The organism is Vibrio sp. TAP-3B, from assembly GCF_057784735.1.
On record NZ_CM173496.1, the window covers coordinates 610187 to 626270 of the forward strand.

At 46.7% G+C, this 16084-nt stretch carries 11 protein-coding genes and 2 pseudogenes; 7 read left to right on the forward strand and 6 right to left on the reverse strand.

Translation table 11 applies throughout. From position 1 onward, the window contains the following. The first annotated feature begins 23 nt into the window (after positions 1 to 23). The 4 genes from ahpC to AC3D28_RS17235 all read left to right on the forward strand — a co-directional run bounded on the left by ahpC (position 24) and on the right by AC3D28_RS17235 (position 4747). On the forward strand, positions 24 to 581 hold the full coding sequence (gene ahpC / locus AC3D28_RS17220) for an alkyl hydroperoxide reductase subunit C (RefSeq protein WP_488536108.1): 558 nt from the start codon (positions 24 to 26) through the stop codon (positions 579 to 581). Positions 582 to 729: 148 nt separating this feature from the next. Continuing rightward, entirely contained in the window at positions 730 to 2298 is a 1569-nt protein-coding gene (gene ahpF, locus AC3D28_RS17225) for an alkyl hydroperoxide reductase subunit F (protein ID WP_488536109.1), read from the forward strand. A 294-nt stretch (positions 2299 to 2592) separates the two neighbouring features. Then, on the forward strand, positions 2593 to 2994 hold the full coding sequence (locus AC3D28_RS17230; protein ID WP_488536110.1) for a hypothetical protein: 402 nt from the start codon (positions 2593 to 2595) through the stop codon (positions 2992 to 2994). 73 nt (positions 2995 to 3067) lie between these two features. Next, a complete protein-coding gene (locus AC3D28_RS17235) occupies positions 3068 to 4747 on the forward strand; it encodes an RluA family pseudouridine synthase (protein ID WP_488536111.1) in 1680 nt (559 codons plus the stop codon). Positions 4748 to 4832: 85 nt separating this feature from the next. Here AC3D28_RS17235 and AC3D28_RS17240 read toward each other — a convergent pair whose 3' ends face one another. From AC3D28_RS17240 to AC3D28_RS17255, 4 genes and pseudogenes are all read right to left on the reverse strand, one after another. Continuing rightward, on the reverse strand, positions 4833 to 6173 hold the full coding sequence (locus AC3D28_RS17240; RefSeq protein WP_488536112.1) for an MATE family efflux transporter: 1341 nt from the start codon (positions 6171 to 6173) through the stop codon (positions 4833 to 4835). 194 nt (positions 6174 to 6367) lie between these two features. Continuing rightward, positions 6368 to 7723 (reverse strand): annotated as a pseudogene (locus AC3D28_RS17245) (glycoside hydrolase family 3 protein); the annotation flags it as partial. A 3-nt stretch (positions 7724 to 7726) separates the two neighbouring features. Continuing rightward, positions 7727 to 8534: pseudogene (locus AC3D28_RS17250) on the reverse strand (DDE-type integrase/transposase/recombinase); the annotation flags it as partial. 237 nt (positions 8535 to 8771) lie between these two features. Further along, positions 8772 to 9053: a hypothetical protein gene (locus tag AC3D28_RS17255; protein WP_488536113.1), complete on the reverse strand. Its 282-nt coding sequence runs from the start codon at positions 9051 to 9053 to the stop codon at positions 8772 to 8774. A 363-nt stretch (positions 9054 to 9416) separates the two neighbouring features. On the opposite strand from AC3D28_RS17255, the gene AC3D28_RS17260 reads away from it, so the two are divergent. Continuing rightward, complete coding sequence (locus tag AC3D28_RS17260) at positions 9417 to 9920, forward strand: DUF2850 domain-containing protein (RefSeq protein ID WP_488536114.1); 504 nt, start codon at positions 9417 to 9419, stop codon at positions 9918 to 9920. A gap of 512 nt (positions 9921 to 10432) precedes the next feature. Beyond that, positions 10433 to 12982, forward strand: a complete 2550-nt coding sequence (locus tag AC3D28_RS17265; protein WP_488536115.1) for a glycosyl hydrolase family 18 protein — start codon at positions 10433 to 10435, stop codon at positions 12980 to 12982. Positions 12983 to 13072: 90 nt separating this feature from the next. Here the strand turns inward: AC3D28_RS17265 and AC3D28_RS17270 are convergent, their stop codons facing one another. Both AC3D28_RS17270 and AC3D28_RS17275 read right to left on the reverse strand, forming a co-directional pair. Beyond that, positions 13073 to 13930, reverse strand: a complete 858-nt coding sequence (locus tag AC3D28_RS17270) for an alpha/beta hydrolase (protein ID WP_488536116.1) — start codon at positions 13928 to 13930, stop codon at positions 13073 to 13075. 105 nt (positions 13931 to 14035) lie between these two features. Then, a complete protein-coding gene (locus AC3D28_RS17275; protein ID WP_488536830.1) occupies positions 14036 to 14626 on the reverse strand; it encodes a TetR/AcrR family transcriptional regulator in 591 nt (196 codons plus the stop codon). Between the two features lie 250 nt (positions 14627 to 14876). On the opposite strand from AC3D28_RS17275, the gene AC3D28_RS17280 reads away from it, so the two are divergent. Beyond that, positions 14877 to 15902, forward strand: coding sequence for an acyltransferase (locus AC3D28_RS17280; protein WP_488536117.1), 1026 nt, complete (start codon positions 14877 to 14879; stop codon positions 15900 to 15902). The last annotated feature ends 182 nt before the right edge of the window (positions 15903 to 16084 follow it).

Below are 16084 nucleotides of genomic sequence, written 5' to 3' on the forward strand. Positions count from 1 at the left end.
AAACATTTTGAGGAAAGTAAAAAATGATTAATACACAAATCAAACCATTTACAGCAACTGCATTTAAAAACGGCGAATTCGTTGAAGTAACAGAACAAGATGTTCTCGGTAAATGGGCGGTATTCTTCTTCTACCCAGCAGACTTCACATTCGTATGTCCGACAGAACTAGGCGACCTAGCAGACCACTACGAAGAGCTACAAAAACGCGGCGTTGAAGTGTACTCAGTATCAACAGACACACACTTCACTCACAAAGCTTGGCACGATAGCTCAGACACCATCGGCAAAATCCAGTACTACATGCTTGGCGACCAAACAGGCAACATCACCAACAACTTCGGTGTGATGCGTGAAGGTCAAGGTCTTGCAGACCGTGCAACGTTCCTCATCGACCCAGAAGGTACTATCCAAGCAATGGAAATCACTGCTGAAGGTATCGGTCGTGACGCAGAAGACCTACTGCGTAAAGTGAAAGCCGCTCAGTACGTAGCCGCGCATCCAGGTGAAGTATGTCCAGCAAAATGGAAAGAAGGTGAAGAGACACTCGCGCCTTCTCTAGACCTAGTCGGCAAAATCTAATCCCGATTCGACAACGCTGATCCAATCTACAAATAGAAATTAATTAAGAGAGCACTCTGGGTAGATACCTTGACGACCTTCTGCCCGGATTGCTCTCCCTCTACTGATTTTATCCAGAGTAACCATTTAAATTAAGGCATTAACAACGATGTTAGACCAAGCTATCCAACAACAACTCAAACAATATCTGGCTAATGTAAAAGAAGACGTTCGTCTTGTGGTTAGTCTAGATGAAAGCAAAGCATCGAATGGCATTCTTGCTCTTGCGAACCAAATCGCAGAGATGAGCGACTTCATCACCGTTGAACGTGACGACAACGCAAGCGCACGTAAACCAGTAATGGCGGTCACCAACCCAGTTAAAGGCACAGCACTTCGCTTTGCAGGCTTGCCAATGGGGCATGAATTTACCTCACTGGTATTGGCACTGCTGCACTCTGGTGGTCACCCAATCAAACTAGAGCCGGAAGTGATTGAACAAATCGCCGCGCTAGATAAAGAGTTGGAAGTTGAAGTGTTCATTTCACTGTCGTGCCAAAACTGTCCAGACGTGGTTCAAGCATTCAACATGATGGCGGCGATCAACCCGAAAGTGAAAGCCACCATGATCGACGGTGCACTATTCCAAGATGAGGTGAAGCAACGCGACATCATGGCCGTACCAAGCGTATTCGTGAACGGCGAGCTATTCGGTCAAGGTCGTATGTCTCTGACTGAAATCCTCAACAAAGTCGATGACGGCGCGAGCGAGAAAGCAGCCAAAGCACTCAGCGAAAAAGCCCCATACGACGTACTGGTGGTCGGCGGTGGCCCTGGTGGTAGCGCGGCTGCATTGTACGCAGCGCGTAAAGGCATTCGCACGGGTGTCGTAGCAAAACGTTTCGGTGGTCAGGTGATGGACACCATGGCAATCGAGAACTTCATTTCGGTAAAACGTACTGAAGGTCCCAAGCTAACAACAGACCTAGCCGAGCATCTAAAAGAATACGACGTAGACGTGGTGACTGAGCAACAAGCTGAGAAACTAATGGGCGCAGCGCACACAGACGATGGCTTGATTCACATCCAACTTGAAAGCGGCGCAACGCTAAAGAGTAAGAGCGTCATCTTAAGCCCAGGAGCACGCTGGCGTGAAATGAACGTTCCGGGTGAGCAAGCGTACCGCAACAAAGGCGTGGCGTACTGCCCACACTGTGACGGACCGCTATTCAAAGGCAAGAAAACCGCCGTTATCGGTGGCGGTAATTCCGGCATCGAAGCGGCTATCGATTTAGCAGGTATTGTTGAGCATGTAACCGTGCTTGAATTTGCTGACGTACTGCGCGCAGACCAAGTATTGATTGATAAAGCAAACTCACTACCCAACATCGACATCATCACGATGGCGCAAACCACCGAAGTGGTCGGTGATGGCCAACGCGTGACAAGCTTGAAATACAAAGACCGCAACACAGATGAAATCAAAGAGATTGAACTGTCAGGTATCTTTGTCCAAATTGGTCTGGTGCCAAACACCGAATGGTTAAAAGATTCAGAAGTAGCCCTATCTGATCGCGGCGAGATTGAAGTCGGTAGCCGTGGTGAAACCAGCCTAGAAGGTGTCTTCGCAGCCGGTGACGCAACCACAGTACCATACAAGCAGATCATCATTGCGATGGGAGAAGGTGCAAAAGCAAGCTTAGGCGCATTTGATTACCTAATTCGCAAACAAGATTAACGCCAGATTTTTGTACACAAAGCGCACGGTGCGGTGTTTTCTTCCCTGAAAACACACCGAGACACCGCGCCTTCATACGTGACCGGAAATAGAGTGACAAGAAAGAAAACAAAACCCTAGAAGCCCAAAAACTTTGCCAGCAGATATTCTTTGCTGGCTTTTTTGGTTTTAAGGCTGAGTATTTGTGAATCACAGCTGGATAAAAACACGCGACAAAACCACTATCCGTATTGACTTTGTTATTCGCATAGCGGATAAGCACATGTGAAATTTCAACGTTAAACGGTATTTATCATGAGAAAGTTCGTTCAGGTACTGCTTCTACTGGCAGTTGTAGCCGCTGGTGTGTTGGCTTGGGTATTTATCCCATCACACGAAACCATAGGGCAGAAAACGCTTGAGCAAGCGCTCAGTGATCACTACACGTTGGTAGGGCATCGAATCTACTCAACCGACCCTGATGCAGGCAACCGATTCGGCTACTTCATCTTGGCGACAGGCCAAAGCATTGAAGAGCAAGCGCCGTTCTTAGTCACATCGGATCAATTTATTCGCATGGAAAAAACGGGTGACAATACCTTGTCTGCCACCATTAATGGCCGTATCTACCAATACCACAATGATTTGTGGGTACAAACGTCAGACGGGAAATTGCAGCACTTTTTAGTTAGCGCAACCGCCAACTACGTTCGCTAAAGCCAGCATGGCAATCCTGACTCAAACAGGTACAATCCTCGCTCTATTTTTTTACTCGCTCGGATAACGCCTCATGCACTCGCCTGAACATTGTTTTACTCGTTTTACTGCAGATACTTCTGGCTATGCATTGCCAATGTTGTTTACGTTTCCGTTCTACTACACGCCTCATCCCTTGTGTGTGTTGGCGGCAGAGCAACTGCAACAACATCTACTGACACAAACTGATTTCAACCATGATTTTGGTTTGCATCACGAGGAGGCAGGACGAGGCAAAATGTTTGGCGTCCTTGTGGTTGAAAACCCACAAGGACAACTCGGGTTTCTGAGTGCATTTTCAGGCAAAATAGCGGATCAAAATTTGCTGCCAGGTTTTGTTCCGCCTGTGTATGACATGTTGACTGATCAAGGATTTTTCCGCGCAGAAACCGACGCCATTAACGCCGCGAACATTCAATACAAAACCTGCGCAGCGAACCCTGAACTTGCCGATCTCAAAGCGCAAATTCACGCTGACCGAGCGACCTATCAGCAAAAAGAACTCGCGCAGCGCCAAATAATGATTGAAGGCCGAGCCAATCGCAAACAGCAACGCCAACAGGCGAAGCAAACGCTCACTCCCGATACGCTCAAAACCTTACTTGACGACTTGGCGAAACAAAGTGTCGCCGAGAAAAATACGCTTAAGTATTTAAAGCAAGTCTGGGATGAAAAACTCTCGATTAAAGAGACACGCTTGGCGGAGTTGGAACTGCAATTATCACAGTGTAAAGAGCAACGCAAAGCACTTTCTAACGCTTTGCAGCACAAACTGCACCGGCAATATTGCTTCCTCAATGGTCAAGGGGAAACACGTGACTTGGTCGATATTTTCGCCGACACAACTACCCCCGTGCCACCAGCTGGTGCAGGCGAGTGCGCAGCGCCGAAACTGCTCCAATACGCGTTTAAGCACCAGTTTAAACCCTTAGCTTTGGCGGAGTTTTGGTGGGGTGTCTCGCCAAAATCGGAAGTTCGCCAACACAAAAAGTTCTACCCATCATGCCACAGCAAGTGCCAGCCTATTCTAAGCCATATGTTGCAGGGACTGGACGTTGAACCGAACCCATTGGCAAAAAATTGGGCAGAAGATAAGACACTGGAAATTATCTTTCAAGACGAGGCTATGGTCGTGGTCAACAAGCCCTCTGGCTTGCTCTCGGTTCCGGGTAAAACCATTAAAGATTCTGCGTACACACGCCTGCAAGCGATGTTTACCGATGTGGAAGGGCCATTCGTCATCCACCGGCTCGACATGGCAACATCCGGTATTTTGGTGTTTGCCTTAACTAAGCGTGCGAACAAAAGCCTGCAAAAGCAATTCATCTCACGTGAGGTACAAAAACGTTATATAGCGTTGTTAGAAGGTGAATTAACCCAGCCCGAAGGGACAATTTCACTGCCAATGCGAGGCGACCCAGACGATCGCCCGCGTCAATTAGTCTGCTTTGAACACGGCAAACCTGCAGAAACTGACTGGCAACTCATCGACGTCCAAAATGGCCACAGTAAGGTGTACATGTACCCTAAAACAGGTCGTACTCATCAATTACGTGTACACAGTGCCCACCACATGGGCTTAAACCTGCCAATGGTTGGCGATGGTTTGTATGGCGAAAAAGCCGACCGCCTGCACTTACATGCCGAGAGGTTGGAACTGGATCACCCATACAGCAAAGAGCGTATGCGATTCCAAGCCCAGTGTGCGTTTTAAACTAACGTCATCCTGCCCCAAACCTCCGATAGCAAAAAGGCACCAGTTAGCGTGCCTTTTTAGTATCATCATTCAAACGCTAGGCTTAACTCACCTTAAATTGAGTCCACACCTGTGAGCGCCAACGTCTCGCCATGATGATACCGCGTACCCATTCATCCAGAGCAATCGCCATCCATGCCCCAAGCACACCGTAGCCCATATGAATACCGAAAACATAAGAGAACACCACACCTAACCCCCACATACTCAGAATGCCCATTTGTACGGGAAATTTGATATCACCTGCACCTTTTAGCGCCGAAATAAAGACCAAGTTAAACACGCGTCCCGCTTCTAGAAGGATAGACCCCATCATTAGCGCTCCCGCCAAAGCCAAGATCTCTGGTTGGTCGGTGAACACGCTGAGAATCTCTTCACGGAACAAATAAATCAAACACGTCGCCACGGTTGATGCGGCAAAACCGACCAAGAAGTAGATCTGCACGCGTTTTAGAATGCTACTGACCCAACCTTTTCCGACGTAGTAACTGGTCTGGATTTGCGCAGCCTGACCAATCGCCAATGCAAACGCGAACGACAAACGCGCAATGTTTTGAGCGTAGGTAAACGCCGCCAGAGACGAGGTACCCATTTGTACCACGAAGTAGACAATACATATCTGTGCCATATTGTAGGAAAGCACTTCGCCCGCGTTCATACCACCGATTTTAAGGATTCGTTTGTACACGTCTTTGGGTATTTGCTTGAGCGTCGACATGGGCAATTCAATGTTGCTTCGCGTCAAAATCACACCCAGTAAGAGTGCCCCAATCGCTTGGCTAATCACCGTCGCAACGGCGACGCCTTCAACGCCGTAAACTGGCAAACCAAATGGTTGATAAAGAGCAATATAGTTACCCACGATGTTGAACACACCAGAGATCAAGTTAACCACCATCGGTGAGCGCGAATAACCGTGACTGCGTAAAATCGTGGTGAACACTATACCGATGGTGACGTTGAACGTCATCGCACCGCTGATCAGTAAATACTCACGCGCGTACTGCTCAACTTGCGCTTCTAATCCATAATATGGCAAGAAGAACACCGCCCCACCCACCGCAAGCACACTCAAGAATATGCCGACAATAACGGACAATGCGATACTGGCGACACCAACATTGACGGAATCTTTCTCACGACCAGCACCGTTATATTGCGCAATCAGAATACCCGTACCGCTACTCACAAATGTCGATACGATGATCAAGAAAAAGGTTAACTGCGTAATTACCCCTACCGCAGACACCGCTTTGTCTGAGTAACTACTCAACATGAATACGTCACTGGTTCCCAAAGCCGTCCGTAGCAAAATTTCGACAAGTATCGGCCAAGCCAATGCCACGATGGACATACGTTGGTTGATATTTTGGCTTTTAGGCATGTGTTTTGACCTTTCCTAAACAGAAAGCTGCCCAACAGAATCCTGTGAGGCAGCTAACATTATTTACTTTACGCGCGGATTGTATATCTTTTGTACAAAATGTCACGCTGCTTTTCTAAGGGGGGAATGAACGCCCCCCCAACACCACAGCCCGCTGTTTTTTCGCACTGAACAATCAGCAGCTCAATTTATTTTCATTCGCTGATAATGATGATTTTTTCTAGCTCTAAACCCGGCTTCACAAAATTAATATCCAAGGTATAGAACCCCGGTTCCAGCTTTACTTTTAACCCTTCTACCGTGATCAGCTCACCATCAGTGCCATGCAATGGCAACGTCATGCTGAAATCCCCATTAAGGAACAAACTGCAAGAAGACTGAGCCAATGAATCACGCTGGTATTTCATCATACCGCTAAACTGGTAAACACCTTCTTCGGCCACTTCAAGCACCAACGAAGTATCCACTTTGGTATTAAGCACAATGTCTTGTTCCACCGAGTAGATATTCCCCAGCGGTCGCTGTGATTGCGCCACAAAAGTTTTAACTGGTTCGTACGCTTTGAGTGGACGGTTCATTACAGGCGCAGCCATGATAAAGCGGCAAATGTTCATCGCACTGCGTTGCAACTCACCAATCGTCAGTGTGCCATTGTCTAGCGCTGGCAAGGTGTCATCCCCCATTGCGTTCTTCTCTGCGCCATCGTTTTCCACTACCATGTAAAGATCGTTTTGCGCACGCACCATAAACGATGTGAAGGTTTTACTCTCTTCGCCCGCTTCAATGGGGTCATTCATTTTCGCCCACCAATCGGTCATCACAATGCCGGTAAAGCCCCACTCGTCACGTAAGATGGTCGTATTCAAATCATAATTAGAGGCCGCCCAATAACCATTAACAGGGTTATAAGAGGTCATAATAGTCGTGGCTTGACCGTATTTTACTGCCATTTCAAACGGCTTGATGTGAATTTCACGCAGCGCTCGTTCGGACATAACGCTGTCGACATCCACACGTGCGGTTTCCTGATCGTTCGCCGCGTAGTGCTTGATGGTGCCGGACACGCCTGCTTTGCTTAAACCACGAGTTTGCGCTGCCGCCATCATACCCGTCATCAATGCGTCTTCTGAAAAGTATTCGAAGTTGCGACCATTCAACGGATGGCGATGAATATTGATACCAGGACCAAGTAACGTATCAATCTGGTTTGCGCGCAGCTCCTGACCAATCAGAAAGAACAACTCTTCATTCAATACTGAGTTCCAAGTGCAGCCAAGTAAGGTACCAATGGGGACTTGGGTCGCTTTATGACCACTGTCCATACGAATACCGGACGGCCCATCTGCCGCGGCGGCGACAGGAATGCCCAACTCAAATAAGCTATCAGACACACCACCAAACGCCGCTGCCGTTCCCGGTGTGACCTTCGGACTACACATGCCCTCTCCGCGTACAATCGTCGCAAGTTGCTCAGGTGACATCTGTGCGACAAAATCCTCAAGGCTCGCTTTACCTTGTTTTACATCCATCAACTTGATGCCTTGATTACCGACCTCTCTCGAGCAATACTGGCTACCACGATCACTATGAACAATAACTTCCTCTAGGAACCCTCGACGGAACAGAGCTATTGATAATGCATCGCAGACCAGTGTTGCTGTCATCCTCGTATCCATCGACCAACCGATTACTTGTCGTGAGTAAAGGTCAATGATCACAGCCAAATACAATCAGCCTTCGCTTGTGGCAAGATACGTGATATCACCTGCCTATTTCTGATTTGGATCCGTTGCATTAAAGTCCTGAGCTAGCAAGTTCGGAGCTACAGGCATCTTATGCTTGCTGTCCGTTGTACACTTAAACTTGCGTGCTGGATTCATCGCGAACCATCTCGACCTTTACTGTTGTCAAAAGCGTCTTTGACCTTTGTATCAAGCTCTTGGCGAGTTATCTCGCGCTGGATGCCCTTGTGGCGATGCTTAATCCAATAATAAAACTCACTTCGAGAAACCCTGAACACCTTCCCCATGCGGAAAACATGAAGTACAGCAGGTGTTCGAGCATAAATTCATAGCAATCTACTTTAGATTTTTCGCGAAGTAGGGGCGGCCTTTTTTACGATATCTAGCTCTTCTGCTTGTTCTGCCAACTACCTTTGAGCTTGGCTACTTCAGCGGCTAGCTCTTGTTCTCGCTGACTGGTTGTGGTGTCTTTCTTTGCAGCCTTACGCCAACCGTAGGTCTGAGGTTCATGTAAGGAGAACGGTCTTGCTGCCGCAGCTACTCCCACTTTCTCTGCTAGCTTCAGAGCTTCGGCTTTAAATTCAGGAGAATGGATAATACGTTTCTTTTTGTTTGTCATGGTTCACCTCGTTAGTGATTGTACTCACTTAACTCAGTGTCCAAAACTGGTGGTGCGGATCAACTGTTTCATGAATGAACATTTATGTAGCGAGACATATAGAAAAAGGTTTGCGTATGTTCAGACCTGTACTCAACGTAACGAATTGCCCGCTAAACGCACTTTTCTGCCACATCGAGGTGGACTGAATAGCGCTACTCGATTCAGGCCCAGTTGACGTCATTAAAGGTGATCGGGTTAAGCAAACACATGCATTGCCCATAAGCTCAACACTAAAAAGACCAGTAGCCAGATTACTTGACGGGCACGGCTGGGTTTGCCTTGCTGCTGAGTGGTGATCGGTCTAAACGCGCGCTCCTTGATTTTTCCCATAAAACTTTTTGCTAAGGCTTGTTTATAAAGCTCACGTCTTTTATGGGCTGCGTTTGCGACTTTAGTAAAACGCTGTCGTTGCTCGTTGGTGAGATCTTCCGCCTCATAACGAGGAGAGAGATCTGAATGCTTACGTTGTACTGCCATCCCTTCCTCCTTGGTCGATGGGTGTACTTATGTTAAGTATATACACAGTTACGCATAAATAGCGCAAAGATACCGAGCCAGACGTTGTATCTCGTGCGCGGGTTCAAGGAAAATATTCATTATTGGTTTCCTTATCCAACATCCGCTTTTTTATCTGCTTATCGGCACACAAAGGTTTACCACTGCAATGTAAGATCGACTCTGTAAGACTCCGAGCACTTGATAAAAACAAAACCATCAATAAGCATACCTCCGGCGATAAAAATGGACATTAGATCATAGTTTCTATGTCTCAAAGACGGGATTATTTGTTTTTACCCTCGAAGGTTTTCACCATGATGAAAAAGGAGGAGAAATCAACACATGACTGACTCAGCTCGCCGAAAGCGGAAAAAACACCAGGCACCACGACTTTCATTTTGGGCTCGCCACCAGTTCAAGATCGTTAAGACCGCATTTAGCGTATTTGGATGCAGTCTGTTAGCGTTTCTCAGCTATCAAATCCACCTCTCTTATCAGGACTATTCCGATCCTGAAAAAGTGTACGGGGAATGGATCGAAATTGGGGCGCCACCTTATCAAACTGAACGCCTTACCTTCTCTGCTGACGGAGTATATCGAAATCACCGCCTTATCACGACAGAGTTTGAATTTGATGGTAAAGTCATCACGCTACACACAGGGCTGGGTAAAACCGCCTATCAAATTTCCGGTTCCCACCTTTCACCACAGCTCCGTCGTATTACACCCTTAGTGCCTGATCAGCGCTTTATTCGCAAAGGGTTTGAACATACGGTTCAAGGCTCAGAAACAGGCGTCGCCTCTCAGCGCCGATCAGCGCTGAGTGACCATTTCAACGACGATTAATAACCTATCGCGTTTATTAGCCTATCGCGCTCAAGCTGGAGAATTCGCGTGTGGTTGTGCCACCTAACCAAGTAACGCTTTCCATCCCATATATCTCAAGACTATTTGGCTAAATTCTCATAGGGAGTCAAAGGACTGACTTGTAGGGATTACCGGTCACCCAGACTCCAAGTCAGGCCATCCTGTAAATAAAACCTTAATAAACAATTAAATAGAACATTGATCGCATTTAATTCTCCCACTAGTCGGTATACAAAAATTCACTTCCTGCCGAAAATTTATAAATTATTGACTCAGTCTGACATTTTACGTGCAACAGCGTGTGAGTTTGATTGAACTTACCTCCGGTGACTCGAAAAGCGTTTTTATTTTTTTTGACGAAAAAAAACTCTCTGGGATGCTACGGGTGATGCTTTTGCTCATGAAGTACATCTAATCTTATTGTCTGGTGCAAGAGCAGCCTATGTTCGCGTTCGCGGTAGAACATAAATCCAAGGATTGAGAGAGAAGTTATGATTCGATTTAATCTATGTGCAGCCGGTGTTGCTTTAGCGCTATCTGGCGCTGCAGTGGCGGCTCCAACCGCACCAAGTATTGATATGTACGGTTCCAACAACCTTCAATTTTCTAAAATTGAACTCGCAATGGAAACCACATCTGGCTACTACGACATGGTGAAATATCATGATCAAGCCAAAATCAACGTTAAATTTAACCAGTGGAGCGGTACTTCTGGCGATACTTACAACGTCTATTTTGATGGCGCAAAAGTAGCGACAGGCCCGATCACTGGTAGCCAAACCACAGCAACATTCGAATACGGCCAAGGCGGCTTGTACCAAATGGAAATCGAAGCCTGTGATGCCACTGGTTGTGCGAAAAGTGCACCGGCGGCAATCACTATTGCCGATACCGATGGTTCTCACTTGAAGCCATTACCCATGAACGTTGATCCAAACAACAAAACATACAACACTGATCCGAGCGTTGTAATGGGCACCTATTTTGTTGAGTGGGGCATCTATGGTCGTGAATACACTGTCGATAATATGCCAGCCGACAACTTGACTCACATTCTTTACGGTTTTATCCCAGTTTGTGGTCCAAATGAGTCAGTGAAGTCTGTGGGTGGTAACAGTTTCAATGCACTGCAAACAGCGTGTAACGGTGTGCCTGATTATGAAGTCGTTATCCATGACCCTTGGGCCGCATTCCAAAAGAGTTTCCCTCAAGCTGGTCATGAGTACAGCACGCCTATCAAAGGTAACTATGCAATGCTGATGGCATTGAAACAACGTAACCCGGATCTAAAAATCATCCCTTCTATTGGTGGCTGGACATTATCTGACCCATTCTACGATTTCGTTGACAAAACCAAACGCGATACTTTTGTAGCGTCAGTTAAGAAGTTTCTAAAAACATGGAAGTTCTACGATGGCGTGGATATCGACTGGGAATACCCTGGTGGCGGCGGTGCGGCTGCGGATAAAGGCGATCCGGTAAACGATGGCCCGGCATACATCGCATTGATGCGTGAACTGCGCGTAATGCTTGATGAGTTAGAAGCAGAAACTGGTCGTACTTACGAGCTAACTTCAGCCATCGGTATCGGTTACGATAAACTTGAAGACGTCGATTACGCAGACGCGGTTCAGTACATGGACTACATCTTCGCGATGACTTACGACTTCTACGGCGGTTGGAATAACGTACCAGGCCATCAAACCGCACTTTATTGTGGTTCGTTCATGGCACCCGGTCAGTGTGACGGCAGCGGCGTTGATGAAAATGGCGAACCATACAAAGGCCCTGCTTACACTGCAGACAATGCGATCCAACTTCTTCTTGCACAAGGTGTTCCTGCGAACAAACTTGTTCTTGGTGCCGCGATGTATGGTCGTGGTTGGGAAGGTGTCACTCCTGATACACTCACCACGCCAAATGACCCAATGACAGGTACTGCAACAGGAAAACTAAAAGGCAGCACAGATCAAGGGGTTTGGGAAGATGGCGTTATTGACTACAAAGGCATTAAGTCATTCATGCTAGGAGCAAACAATACGGGTATCAACGGCTTTGAATATGGCTACGATGCGCAAGCTGAAGCACCATGGGTATGGAACCGTTCAACAGGTGAGCTGATCACGTTTGATGACCATCGCTCAATATTAGCGAAAGGTAGTTACGCGAAATCTCTCGGTCTGGCAGGGCTATTCTCTTGGGAAATTGATGCTGACAACGGCGATATTCTAAATGCAATGCACGAAGGTATGGCTGGTGGCGTAGTTCCTCAACCAAACCGTAAACCAACGGCAGCCGCGGGCGCAGACCAATCAGTTACGGGCCCTGCCAACGTGGTTCTAGATGGCAGCTTATCCAAAGACGCGGACGGGACGATCGCAAGTTACGCTTGGGAACAAGTCTCTGGCACTGCTGTTGCTATTACAGGTGTGGATACTGCTCAAGCAAGCTTTGACGTTGCGGAAGTCACCACACAAGAGCAGCTTACCTTCCAATTGACAGTCACTGACAACGAAGGGGAAACAGCATCTGACCTCGTCGTAGTAACGGTGCAGCCAACTGACGTCGTCGAACCACCACAAAACATCGCTCCAATCGCGAATGTCACCGCTCCAACAACGGCCAACGCAGGCGATGTCGTGATCGTCGACGCATCAACATCAAGCGATGCCGATAACGACGCGCTAACGTTCAACTGGGCGCTGCCTCAAGGTCTTAATGCAACGGTTCAAGGTTCTAAAGTCACTTTTACTGCGGCTGAATACCCGCAAGACACCAGCCTAAGCTTCACTGTAAGTGTTAGCGATGGCAAAGCCTCTTCGACTGCGAGTGCGACGGTGGTGGTTGCACAATACTCCACCGACCCAAACCCAGGCACATGTGACAACGCATGGGATGCAGGTACGGTATACACAGGTGGAAACCAAGTCACTCACGCAGGTCAAACCTGGGAAGCCAAATGGTGGACTAAGGGCGACGACCCAAGCAAGTCTGGCAAATGGGGAGTGTGGAAAGAAGTTGGCCTAGCTAACTGTAACTAAACCTCACTCAACCTTACAGATATTCTGCAAGGTTAAGCGACAAAGGGCAGCTTCGGCTGCCCTTTGCTTTTGTGCTCTGAAGCAAAGAGATTACCAAGAGCGATCGAGTAAGCGATCAAAGCTACTGAAGACTTGTGCACATTTCATTACGCGACCATGCCCTTGTCCTTGTGTTGTTACCAGTTCGACATTTTCAATGTCATTGGCGGCTTGAACAGAAATACTGTGCTTAGTGAACTTATCTTGCTCATCATGCACAATAACGGTCGGAGACTTTCGTTTAGAAAGACGCTTCAATGGGTCAATAGACTGTAATGGGTAGCCAAACTGTTCTTCGACTTCGGAGACCACTGCGTTAAAAAGCTTCATGGAATAACCAGAACGCGCGATACTGCCGAATAAGTTTTCAACATAGTTAAGGACCGGTGCAATCAGTAATAAAGGTTTGCCGTCTAGCTTACTATGTCGACATTCAAGCGCAGAAGCGGTTCCCATGCTATGCCCAACTAAGCCGATAATATCGTCAACCGAATCCAGTACATCCTCTAAGCCTCTAACAAAGCCAGGGATATGCCCATACCGTCCTTCACTCTCACCATGGGCTGGATGGTCGTACGCCAACGCCGTAAAACCTTTTGCTGCAATATGCTCCATTAAAGGATAAAACTGACTTGCCGTGCCAGACCAGCCATGAGTCAAAACCCAAACAGGGCCAGAGCCCAGAGCGTAGGTTTTAATAACCCCACCATGACCGTTGATTTCTCCCTTTACAAGGCCTTGTGGTTCCGCATTTTTAGGTTGGGTGCGTGCTGGCGTCAGCAGGAGTTTTCGGGCGGTATTTTTTGCATGCGATGGAGCAAGCGTGTGGTGTAAACGAGTACTGATATTAACCAAGCTACGTTTGAAACTAAAACGCTGCGAGGTATTAAAATAAATTTTCTCACTCATGATCTTTCCTTAATTATCAGCTTCAGCAAAAAATAGAACGGTCGTGCTTTTTATACTGATAAGAAAGAGCGAACGTTGTCGCTCTCCATAGTTATGTTTTACGTGTCAGCCTTTCCAGCGAGCAAACAGGTTATCAATACCTTGCCAAAATAAGCGCAAGCTCTCTTCCTCACCTTTAATTGAGTAAAAAACATGCGCACTTAAGTAGAGTCCATACAAGTCAAACGTTGCTTGACGTGTATCTAAACTGGCAACAAACTCTCGAGTGTCTCTACCTTTAGCAATTTGTATTTCTAAATAACTCAACCAAGTGTCGATCGATTTACGCAGCCCTGCCTGAAGCGGACAATCTTTCTCTGCGGTGTCATTCCAAGCATCAAGAAACATGCAGCTGCCTTGAAAGGCGTGATTCCACGTCATCCAACAATCCAACAACCCTCGAATTTTACACTCGATGTTGGCATCGCCTAATTCTCGAGCCGGTTCAATAACTCGAGCTGTAAACACTGTATTCGCGTGTTTGAGCACCGACAGCTGCAAATTCAGCTTGGAATTAAAGTGAGCAAATAAACCACTCTTTGACATCCCGCACTGTTTAGCTAATTCACCAATAGTAAGACTTTCTAACCCATCTTCGCTGGCGATCTCAAAAGCACGCTGTAGGATAAACTCTTTCGTTACTTTTCCTTTTTGCATGATTCTATTTTTTAGCACGATCGTTCTTTTTGCAATATAAAATTAACTGGTCGAGCCATTAATTGATGCGCATTCTACTCATCCATCTCTTATCTAGTGCGTGGATAGATTCGTACTTAAGAAGTTTGAAGTTAGTCTTAAATTTAAAAACTCCCCCTATTTAAATGCTGAACTGTTGATTTTTTCATACATGAAGACAGCAACAAACTGCTACGTTCGCTTGAGTTTTTATTTAGTAGGTCAGTCACGTATGGCAAAGAAACAAAAAATAGCCAGCTTAGAGTTTGCTCGTATCATCGCAATAGTCGCGATCATAGGGTTACACTGCCAAATGGCACTCACATATTGGCAATGGGATGAAACACCTTGGGTCGGCTATATACTCAATCAATTAGCCCGCTTTGCGGTACCACTTTTCTTCCTCATTTCCGGTTACCTCATTCAACCTAAATTGAGCCGTGACCCTGTCGAAACTTTTAAAAACTACGCCAAACCACTGATGAAGATTTGGGTGATTTGGAGCCTTATCTCTTTAGTCATGCCGTTTCAATGGCAGACGGTGGCAGAAGCTGGTTACCTCGCGGAGCGGCAAAACTATTGGGGATACTTAATGTCTACCCCGATAAACACGATCTTCGAAGGCGGTCTGGTGCATTTATGGTTTATTCCCGCATTGGTGATTGCCGTGGCCTTAGTGACATTGTTGATACGTATTAACATGGCTCAACTGCTCCTTCCAACCGCGGTATTACTCTACATTTATGGCGTATTTGCCGGCAGCTATTCCTCTCTTACCGACCTGCCAGCCCCTTTCTTTACTCGAAATGGTCCCTTTTTCAGCACCTTGCTAGTAGCATTCGGTTACCTAGCACGTGACAACCAATGGCAATGGTCGAGGAATAACACTATTCGACTCATACTGCTTGGTATGGCCCTGCATTTTGGCGAAGCATATTGGTTGATGCAGCACCATGTGCCCTTCAATTCCCATGATTTCCTATTTGGTACTGTAATTTGGGCACTGGGTGTGTTTATGTGGTTACTGGCTCACCCAAACTTTGGCAATATGCCTTGGGTATTTAAGTTATCCCCAAACGTGCTTGGGATTTATGCCAGTCACCTGCTTGTGGTTATTATCATGATGAATATTGCTGGATTGATGGGATTACAAGACTTCGCCAAAGATGCGTTTATTTATCCTGCGACCATTTTAGTCACCCTCTTCTTAGTAAAAGGGATGGAAGCCTCCCCACTGAAAAAAATGCTATTGCGCTAAATAGATTCAGCTGTCGACATAGCTTGCTCTAATCCCTTTGGGTGAGAGCAAGCTCGTAAAGATAAGTTTTCTCTCTGACCAAACTTTGACTTTCTAATCCTTCATAATTTGCCATTACTCACAAAAAACATTGTTCATTTCCTTTAGATTGGTTCGCCTATAACAACATTGCTCATTAAACG

Bases quoted from the DNA above. Each gene is read 5' to 3' on its own strand.
- ahpC (WP_488536108.1), top strand. From the start codon at position 24: ATGATTAATACACAAATCAAACCATTTACAGCAACTGCATTTAAAAAC.
- ahpF (WP_488536109.1), top strand. From the start codon at position 730: ATGTTAGACCAAGCTATCCAACAACAACTCAAACAATATCTGGCTAAT.
- AC3D28_RS17230 (WP_488536110.1), top strand. From the start codon at position 2,593: ATGAGAAAGTTCGTTCAGGTACTGCTTCTACTGGCAGTTGTAGCCGCT.
- AC3D28_RS17235 (WP_488536111.1), top strand. From the start codon at position 3,068: ATGCACTCGCCTGAACATTGTTTTACTCGTTTTACTGCAGATACTTCT.
- AC3D28_RS17240 (WP_488536112.1), bottom strand. From the start codon at position 6,173: ATGCCTAAAAGCCAAAATATCAACCAACGTATGTCCATCGTGGCATTG.
- AC3D28_RS17255 (WP_488536113.1), bottom strand. From the start codon at position 9,053: ATGGCAGTACAACGTAAGCATTCAGATCTCTCTCCTCGTTATGAGGCG.
- AC3D28_RS17260 (WP_488536114.1), top strand. From the start codon at position 9,417: ATGACTGACTCAGCTCGCCGAAAGCGGAAAAAACACCAGGCACCACGA.
- AC3D28_RS17265 (WP_488536115.1), top strand. From the start codon at position 10,433: ATGATTCGATTTAATCTATGTGCAGCCGGTGTTGCTTTAGCGCTATCT.
- AC3D28_RS17270 (WP_488536116.1), bottom strand. From the start codon at position 13,930: ATGAGTGAGAAAATTTATTTTAATACCTCGCAGCGTTTTAGTTTCAAA.
- AC3D28_RS17275 (WP_488536830.1), bottom strand. From the start codon at position 14,626: ATGCAAAAAGGAAAAGTAACGAAAGAGTTTATCCTACAGCGTGCTTTT.
- AC3D28_RS17280 (WP_488536117.1), top strand. From the start codon at position 14,877: ATGGCAAAGAAACAAAAAATAGCCAGCTTAGAGTTTGCTCGTATCATC.